Consider the following 8,938-nt stretch of genomic DNA (forward strand, 5'->3'; position numbering starts at 1 on the left):
ACCTTGGAGCCGTCCACGACCAATACGCGCGGCGCCGCGCTGACGATTCGATTACTGAAACTTGCGCTCATCCGCAGCCCGCCCACCCGAAAAGCGACGCTTGAAAGTCATCGGGCTCGCACCCCCGTGCGCCCGCCTGTCCGCCTATCTTGCCTTATTTCTATGTCGGAATACTTGCCGCCGGTCGACGACCAGCCAGCGAGATCTCGCCGGCACAAAGGCTCACACCGCCTTACGCAACTGCCACGCACTCATCAGGCGCGCGCCCAACCAGCCGAGCACAGCCGCACCGACCGGTACCGCCACCAGCAGCCACCACGGCAAACTACTGACGTGCAGCCTGCCGTCATATGCATGACTTAGGCGTGTCACGGGGTCGACCAAGGCAAATTCGACCGCCAACGCCACACCTGCGGCAATAAGGCCGCTGAACAACCCATACCAAATACCGGCGTACAGGTAGGGACGACGCACAAACGCACCGCTTGCCCCTACGAGCATCAATACGTCGATTTCCTCGGCGCGGCTGGAGATGTCTACCCGCACCGTATTTGCGACGACCAGGATCGCCGCCAGTGCCAGCAGGACAGCCAATACCAGCACCGTGCGATTGCCGACTGCCAACAATGCATCGAGCCGTTGGCGCCAGCTGCCGGCGTCCTGTACCTGATCCACGCCCCGCATGGCACGCAAGTCGGTCACCAACCGTTCGACCCCGTCGGCATCCAGTCCGGGCTGCGGCATCACCTCGAGTACATACGGCAGCGGATTGTCGTCGAGCATGTGCAAGGCAGTACCGAATCCCTGCAGCTTGGCAAGCTCGTCCATGCCCTGCTTCGGCGTCTTGACCGCTACGGCGGCCACGTCGGCGCGTTCACGCACAGTCGTGGCCATCGATTCGACGCTGCTGCCGGCTTGGTCGGACTTCAGGAAAGCGCTCACGGCCTGGTTCTGCCCAAGGGCATCGCCCAGGCTCTGCACATTGGCAAGCAACAAATAGAACGCCAGTGGCAAGGCCAGCGCCAAACCCATGACCGCAACGGTGAGGAACGTCGCCAGCGGTCGCGAGAGCAGACGACGCAAACTGGCCGCGGCACTCCAGCTATGGTGCTCGCGCCAGCTGGCAACCGGACGGGCGCGACTGCGCTCGGTACGCACCGGGACGGGGTCGAGGTTGTCGTTGCGCTGCGATTCCATGGTAGTCACAGAATCTCCTGCGCAGCGACATCAGCGACGAGGCGGCCATGGTCGAGTACCACCACACGCTTTTTCATCTTCTTGATCAGGGGCAGGTCATGGCTGGCGACCAGCACGGTCGTACCGACCTGCTGGAACTCGGCAAACAGGCTCATGATTTCCAATGCCAGAGTGGGATCCAGATTACCGGTAGGTTCGTCGGCGATCAGTAACGAAGGTTTGCCGACAATGGCGCGCGCGATACCGACGCGCTGCTGTTCGCCAGCGGAAAGCGAATCGGGCAGTTGGCGCTCGTAAGCCAGCAGGCCGACTTTCTCCAGCGCGGCGCGCACGCGACGGCCACGCTCCAACGGCGCCACGCCGCCGATCACCAAGGGCAATTCGACGTTGGCGAACACCGTGCGTTCCATCAGCAGACGGTGATCCTGGAACACCATGCCGATCCGGCGACGCAGCTTGGGAATGCCCCCGCGGCCGATCTTGGCCAGGCTCTGTCCGTCCATGGTGATCACGCCATGCGACGGCCTTTCGATCAGCCCGAGCAATTTGAGCAAAGTACTTTTACCGGCGCCAGAATGCCCGGTGACGAAAGCCATTTCGCCGTCGGCGACTTCGAACGAAAGCTGGGAAAGCGCCTCATGACCGCTTTCATAGCGCTTGCTGACTTGTTCGAAGCGAATCACTCAGGCTCCCCGCTTGGCGGCTTTATGGGGAAAGGATAAGCGGGAAGCAGGAAAACTTCGACAGGTGGAGCACCCGCACCGTTAGCGCCGGTAAAGCCGCTCTCTTGTTTCGCCTCAAATGCAAACGGGAAAAGCCAGAAGCTCTTCCCGTTCGCAACCGGCGATATCGAGCGCCTTTTTATTCAGCGGCCGGTAAACAGCCTGGTCAGCCGACGGAAAAAACCTGGCTTCTTTGCCGCAGCATGCTCGGCCGGCGGATGCGCAGCGGTGGCAATGACCTGGCGGGAGCGGCCGTGACCGCCCTGCTCGCCGCCATTGCGCGATGCACGACGCTCGCCGCGATCGTTGGCGGCAACGACTGGCGCGCCATTAACCGGCAGCGCCGCAGCATCGCCATCGCGGCGACGGCCCCGCCCACCACGGCGACGACGGCGCTTGTTTTCGCCCTCGGCCAATGCGGGCTCGTTCGGTGCAGGCGCCTGGGCGGACGCTTGCCGCTGAGCGGGCTGGGAGGAGGGAGCCGGCTTGCGTTCGCGCCGCTCGCCGTCACGTGGCCGGCGATCGCCACGTTCACCGCCACGTTCACCACTGCGACGCGACCGGCTGCGAGAACCACCGCCTTCCTTCTGCTCGCGAGAAACCACCTTGTCGCCAAAAGCGGCACTGTCGGCAGCAGCATCGGCAGCGAATTGGGCGTCGACTTCCTTCGGCTTGGGCATCACCAGCAGCTCCGGTTCGATCGACGACACCGGAATGCGCTGGCCGATATAGGTCTCGATATCCGGCAACGACATGGCATAGAGATCGCAGGCGAAGCTGATCGCATCGCCCTCGGCGCCCAGGCGCGCGGTGCGACCGATGCGATGCACGTAGTCTTCGGCGTCCTGCGGCAAGTCGTAGTTGAAGACATGGCTGACCGCTGGAATATGCAGACCACGCGCGGCCACGTCGGTGCATACCAGCATGTCGAGTTGGCCATCCTGGAATCGCTGCAACAGCTTCTGGCGCTTGAGCTGCGGTACATCGCCCGACAAGGCGCCCACCCTGTAGCCTTGCCGCTTGACCCGGTCGGTCACCCGCTCGGCCGCCGCCTTGGTGTTGACGAAGATGATGCTGCGCTCGGCGTTGGTGCGCTCAAGCAGATTGAGCAGCAACGGCATCTTCTCTTCCTTGGACGGGAAATAGACCATCTGGCGGACGCGGTCGGCGGTCACGTTCTCCGTTTCCACCTCGAGCTTCTCGGCGTTGTGCATGTGCTCATAGGCCAGCTCAAGCACGCGGTGGCTCAGGGTGGCCGAGAACAACAGCACCTGGCGCTGCTCGCGCGCCGGCAGGCGGCGGAAAATGAAGCGCACGTCCTTGATGAAGCCCAGGTCGAACATGCGGTCGGCTTCGTCGATCACCATCGTCTCGACGCCATTGAAGCCGAATACCTGCTGCTTGTAGTAATCGAGCAGGCGGCCCGGCGTGGCGATGATGATGTCGCAACCGTCCTTGAGCTGCTGGCGCTGCCTGTCGTAGTCGACGCCACCATAGATCAGTGCGGTCTTGAGCCCGGTATGGCGGCCGATGTTGCGGGCATCCTTGTCGATCTGGATGGCCAGCTCGCGAGTGGGTGCGATCACCAGGGCGCGCGGATCGCTGTCCTTGCGCTCGGCCACGGCCGGCTGGGTCAACAGGCGATTCATCATGGCGACAAGGAAGGCGCAGGTCTTGCCGGTGCCCGTCTGCGCCTGGCCGGCGACATCGCGCCCGGTCAAGGCAACCGGCAGCGTCAACGCCTGGATCGGCGTGCAACGGGTGAACCCGGCATCGTCGAGGCCTTTCTGCAGCAGTGGATGGAGATCGAAATTAGTAAAAAAGGTATCGGTAAGTACGGTTTGCGACATTAGTTGAATAGTTAGATGCGGTACGGACGGCCGGGAAGGCCTTGCGTCCGGTCCCGCGACGGATGACAACTGGTCCGGGACGAGTGGATGTGGCGACGCAGCATGCAAGGCGCCGCATGGCGGGGCTCGGCGGCTCCGCTGGCATAGGTGAAGGGACTCGACTTAAAACCCCGAAGAATCAAACCCTTAGTGAGAACAAGGACTTGAAGCCCGCTCACCTATGTCAACGGAACCGACCGTTGCCACCCTTGAATCGCCTGCACCGCGTCCTTAAGTTACGTGGGGTCGGAGGAGGCCGCCTTCCAGGCATGGCCACCTCCAAAAGACGCCCCCAGGCGCTTCATGGGCAGCCCAGTGTAGCCGATGCGGACCGTAGGGACGTTAATAGCCCCCTTTTACGATCTTGGAGATTCCGGTGAGCGATCTGATTACCCATGTGAGCGACGATGCCTTCCAGAAGGAAGTCCTGGACTCGGATACCCCCGTCCTGCTCGACTTCTGGGCCGAATGGTGCGGTCCGTGCAAGGCCATCGCGCCGGCGCTTGAGGAACTGGCGCAGCAGTACGAGGGCAAGTTGCGCATCGCCAAGATCAACATCGACCATAACCAGAAGACGCCACGCGATTACAACGTGCGCGGCATCCCGACCCTGATGATCTTCAAGAACGGCAAGGTCGAGGCGACCCAGATCGGTGCAGTCAGCAAGGGCGTGCTGGCGCAAATGATCGAAAAGACGATCTGATCGCTGTTCAAGACGGGGCGGACAACACAGTTTTAATGACTGTCCGTATCACCGCCCCGTTCCATGAGCCCGAATCCGAGGCCATGGCGTACTGAACCACCCCGTCCGGTCCCGGCTGAGTCATTTTTTCGACTTCGTTGCCGTTTGACCCTTTACGCCGCCGCGCGGCGAGTGCTAGATTGCTGAACGTCAGTCGGGACCTTGCTGTCCCCCGCGCCATTCGCGCCGACGACATTCTTACCCTCCTTCTCAGTCATCAACGGCGCCCCCACGAGGTTTGCCCGTGTCCGATATCATCGATACCAACGAAACCAACGATGCAAAGAGCGTCGATGCCAAACCGGCATCCGAAACGCCACGCACCCGTGCACCACGCAAATCGGCCGCCGCGGCCGAGGCCGGCCGCACCGAAAAGTTCTCAAGCGAAGCTCCCGCCGAGCGTTCCGCCCCACAGGCCGAGCGCTATGCGCCGGTCGAAGCTTCCGCGCCCGTGCAGGCCAGCCTGCCGGTCGAGCCGGCAGGCGACGCACCGCGTCCGCAAGCCGAGGGCCGCGGCGATACCAACCAGCCGCAGCCCCAGGGCGGTGGTCAGCCAGGCGGTCACCAGGGTCAGGGCGGCGGTTTCCGCAACGATCGCAATGACCGCGGTCGCCGCCGCGGCCGTCATGACCGCAATGACCGTAACGATCGCAATGACAACCGCGGCAATAATCAGCAGCGTAGCCAGGGTGGCAATAACCACCCGCGCAACAATGGCCTGCCGGTGGACGACGATTTCGCCGATGCCGGCAGCAACGATCGCCTGATCAACCTCACCGAACTCAAGCGCAAGAACCCGATCCAGTTGCTCGAGTTCGCCGAATCGCTCGGCATCCAGGAAGGCGTGGCGCGTGCTCGCAAGCAGGATGTGATCTTCAACATCCTCAAGGCCCACGCCCGCTCCGGCGGCGGCATCTGGGCCGAGGGCGTGCTGGAAATCCTGCAGGACGGCTTCGGCTTCCTGCGCTCGGCTGACGAGTCCTACCTGGCCGGTCCGGACGACATCTACGTTTCGCCCAGCCAGATCCGCCGCTTCAACCTGCGTACCGGCGACTACATCACCGGACGTGTACGTCACCCGAAGGAAGGCGAGCGTTATTTCGCCATGCTCAAGGTCGACGACATCAATGGCGATCCGCCGGAGGCGTCGAAGAACAAGCTCTTGTTCGAGAACCTCACGCCTTTGTTCCCGCGCAAGGCGTTCAAGCTCGAGCGCGGCAACGGTTCGACCGAGGACATTACCGGACGCATCCTCGACCTGGTCGCGCCGATCGGCCGTGGCCAGCGCGGCCTGATCGTTTCGCAGCCGAAATCCGGTAAGACGATGATGCTGCAGAACATCGCGCAGGCCATTCAGTACAACCATCCCGACGTGCATCTGATCATGCTGTTGATCGACGAACGTCCGGAAGAAGTGACCGAAATCGCCCGCACCGTGCGCGCCGAAGTCATCAGCTCCACCTTCGACGAGCCGGCCGCTCGCCACGTGCAGGTCGCCGAAATGGTGATCGAACGCGCCAAGCGCCTGGTCGAGCACAAAAAGGATGTGGTGATCCTGCTCGATTCGATCACGCGTCTGGCTCGCGCTTACAACACCGTCGTGCCGAGCTCCGGCAAGGTGCTTACCGGCGGCGTGGACGCCAACGCGCTACAACGCCCGAAGCGTTTCTTCGGTGCCGCGCGCAACGTCGAGGAAGGCGGTTCGCTGACCATCATCGCCACCGCGCTGACCGACACCGGCAGCAAGATGGACGAAGTGATCTACGAAGAGTTCAAGGGCACCGGCAACATGGAAGTGCACCTGAACCGCCGTATTTCCGAAAAGCGCGTCTATCCGGCCATCGATATCAACCGCTCCGGCACCCGCCGCGAAGACTTGCTGATCGATCCGGACCTGCTCGCCAAGATATGGATCCTGCGCAAGCTGCTGCATCCGATGGATGAGTTGGCCGCGATGGAATTCATGCTCGACAAGATGAAGAACACCAAGTCCAACGACGAGTTCTTCAATTCGATGAAGCGCTGACCTGAAAAGCCCCTCGGATGAGGGGCTTTTTTTGTTGATCGTCACTCAGCTCCGACCGAGGCACGAGAAGCTCGAGGGAGAGAGTGAGAAGCAAGAGAAGTCGGGGGCATGACGACAGCTGCCACTTGCCGCTCCACTCCTCTTCTCCGACTACTGGAACCCGCGAGGGGCTGGGGGCAAAGGGAAGCCCCGGCCACCGCCCCACCTTACACCGGCCTTTCAGTTATTTATGATGGAATCGGGAACAATGGCGCCCCACCAACCATTACCGTGACCTGCCTTCCGCCATGCGCATCCTGCTCGTCGAAGACGATCCCCTGGTAGCCGACGCCGTTGTCCGTGGACTCTCCGTCGAAGGCTATGCCGTCGATCACACCGGAAGCGCCGAGTCGGTGGCCGCCATGCTGGAAGGGACGCACTACGACATGGCAATCATCGATCTTGGCCTGCCCGGCGAGGACGGTTTCGGCCTGGTGCGCCGCCTGCGCCGCGCAGGCAGTGCCCTGCCGATCCTGATCGCCACCGCCCGCGATGGCTTGGACGACCGCGTCAGCACCCTGGACCTGGGCGCGGACGATTACCTGGTCAAGCCGTTTGCCCTGCCCGAGCTGGCCGCACGCTGCCGCGCGCTGATCCGCCGCGCCAGCGCCGCCGCGTCCAGCGAGTTGACGGTCGGCCAGCTACGCATCGATCTGGCCGGCCGCCGCGTACTGGACCGCGACGGGCGGGCCATCGAGCTGACCCGGCGCGAATGGTCGATCCTCGAATGCCTTGCCCATCACAGCGGCCGGGTGGTCAGCAAGGAGCGGCTGATCCAGGCGATCGCCGGTTGGGACGAAGACATCTCCAGCAACGCGATCGAAGTCCATGTATCGCGACTGCGCAGCAAGCTGGAAGGCTCGGCTACCGTGCGCGGTATTCGCGGGCTCGGCTACCGCCTTGAAGACGCTTGAAGCGCGACTCCAGCGTATAGGCGCAAGCCTGCGCGGCCGATTGCTGATCTACCTGATCGGCCCGCTGCTCCTGCTCCTGGTACTTGGCATCGCGGTGGATCATCGAGTGATCATCACCCCGATCTACAGCGCCTTCGATCGTTCGCTGGCACGCGCCGCAGTGGCGATCACCGCGCATATCCATCGCGGCGCGAATGGCAGCCTCGACATCCCCCTGCCCGAGCGCCCGCCACCGCCGCTACGTTCGACCGTCCACGAACAGTTCTACTATCGCGTCAGCAAGCCCGATGGGCGCACCGTAGCCGGCACCGCCGACTTACCGATCGTGCCTACCCAGGAAATACAGGCGCGCGATATGGCCTATGGCGACATCACCTACCAGGGCCAACCGCTGCGCGCGGTGAGTTACCGCACCGACGAAGCGGGTGAGCCGTTGATCGTCACCGCAGCCGAAACGCCGCATCGACGTGACAACGCGATGCGGCGCATGGACCTCGCCCTGGGCATCAATGACACCGTGCAGATGTTGCTGACCCTGGGCGTCGCGCTGGCCGGTATCGCCGTCGCGCTGCGTCCGCTCAGACGCCTGCACGACAGCATCGCCCAACGCCAGAGCACACCGCAGGCGCTCGATCCGGTCGTACTCGACAAGGTGCCGACGGAAGTCCAGCCGTTAGTCGATTCGCTCAATATCTTGCTGGTCACGGTGCGCGAATCGAGTCTGGCGCAGCAGCATTTCCTCGCCAATGCCGCCCATCAGCTGCGCACACCGCTGACTGGCCTGAAGGCGCAATTGGAAGTGCTCGGGCGAGAGGCGGCAGGATCGCCGCTGGAAGAACGCATCGCGCTCCTGCATGGCGGCATCGATCGCCTGGCACATACGGCCAACCAGTTGCTTGCCCTCGCGCGTGCGGAGCCGTCGTCGCATAACGCACGCTATTACAGCGTCATCGACCTGAGCGCCCTGGTTGGCGACATCATCGACAGTTCGATCGATCGCGCGCTCGATCGGCATATCGATCTGGGCGCCGAATGCCGTCCGGTACAGATTCCGGGCGTGTACTGGCTGCTGCACGAATCGCTGCTCAACCTGCTCGACAATGCGCTGCGTCATACGCCCGCCGGCGGCCACGTCACGATACGCAACGGCATCGTCGACGGTGTGCCATTTGTGGAAGTGGAAGACGACGGCCCGGGCATACCGGTGGCCGAACGCGATCGCGTGCGCGAACGCTACTACCGCGGTGCCGGCAGCCTCGGCGAGGGCACCGGCCTTGGCCTGGCGATCGTCGACGAAGCGGCGAAGGCACATGGCGGACGGCTGCTGATCCTCGATGGGCAAGGCGGCCGCGGCGTACGGATGCGGATCGAGTTCGCCAGGGAGGCGGGATAAGTGCAACCTCGCACCG

Annotated in this window: 7 protein-coding genes; 4 read left to right on the forward strand and 3 right to left on the reverse strand. The window is 63.2% G+C overall.

Annotated features, from left to right (window positions below; genetic code table 11):
- Positions 1-222 precede the first annotated feature (222 nt).
- From ftsX to VIM98_RS17055, 3 genes are all read right to left on the reverse strand, one after another.
- Positions 223-1,197, reverse strand: coding sequence for a permease-like cell division protein FtsX (gene ftsX, locus VIM98_RS17045; RefSeq protein ID WP_331994315.1), 975 nt, complete (start codon positions 1,195-1,197; stop codon positions 223-225).
- A 5-nt stretch (positions 1,198-1,202) separates the two neighbouring features.
- Positions 1,203-1,880, reverse strand: coding sequence for a cell division ATP-binding protein FtsE (ftsE, locus tag VIM98_RS17050; protein ID WP_331994309.1), 678 nt, complete (start codon positions 1,878-1,880; stop codon positions 1,203-1,205).
- A gap of 182 nt (positions 1,881-2,062) precedes the next feature.
- Complete coding sequence (locus VIM98_RS17055; RefSeq protein ID WP_331994310.1) at positions 2,063-3,769, reverse strand: DEAD/DEAH box helicase; 1,707 nt, start codon at positions 3,767-3,769, stop codon at positions 2,063-2,065.
- 415 nt (positions 3,770-4,184) lie between these two features.
- On the opposite strand from VIM98_RS17055, the gene trxA reads away from it, so the two are divergent.
- The 4 genes from trxA (at position 4,185) to VIM98_RS17075 (ending at position 8,922) form a co-directional block, all read left to right on the forward strand.
- Positions 4,185-4,511, forward strand: a complete 327-nt coding sequence (trxA, locus tag VIM98_RS17060) for a thioredoxin TrxA (protein ID WP_331994311.1) — start codon at positions 4,185-4,187, stop codon at positions 4,509-4,511.
- A 283-nt stretch (positions 4,512-4,794) separates the two neighbouring features.
- On the forward strand, positions 4,795-6,576 hold the full coding sequence (rho, locus tag VIM98_RS17065; protein ID WP_331994312.1) for a transcription termination factor Rho: 1,782 nt from the start codon (positions 4,795-4,797) through the stop codon (positions 6,574-6,576).
- 287 nt (positions 6,577-6,863) lie between these two features.
- Positions 6,864-7,529, forward strand: coding sequence for a response regulator (locus VIM98_RS17070; RefSeq protein ID WP_331994313.1), 666 nt, complete (start codon positions 6,864-6,866; stop codon positions 7,527-7,529).
- Positions 7,516-8,922, forward strand: a complete 1,407-nt coding sequence (locus tag VIM98_RS17075) for a sensor histidine kinase (protein WP_331994314.1) — start codon at positions 7,516-7,518, stop codon at positions 8,920-8,922. The genes VIM98_RS17070 and VIM98_RS17075 overlap by 14 nt, the downstream gene beginning before the upstream one ends.
- Positions 8,923-8,938 lie beyond the last annotated feature (16 nt).

Origin of the sequence: Dyella sp. (assembly GCF_036568765.1) — a bacterium.
Classification (GTDB): Bacteria; Pseudomonadota; Gammaproteobacteria; order Xanthomonadales; family Rhodanobacteraceae; genus GSA-30.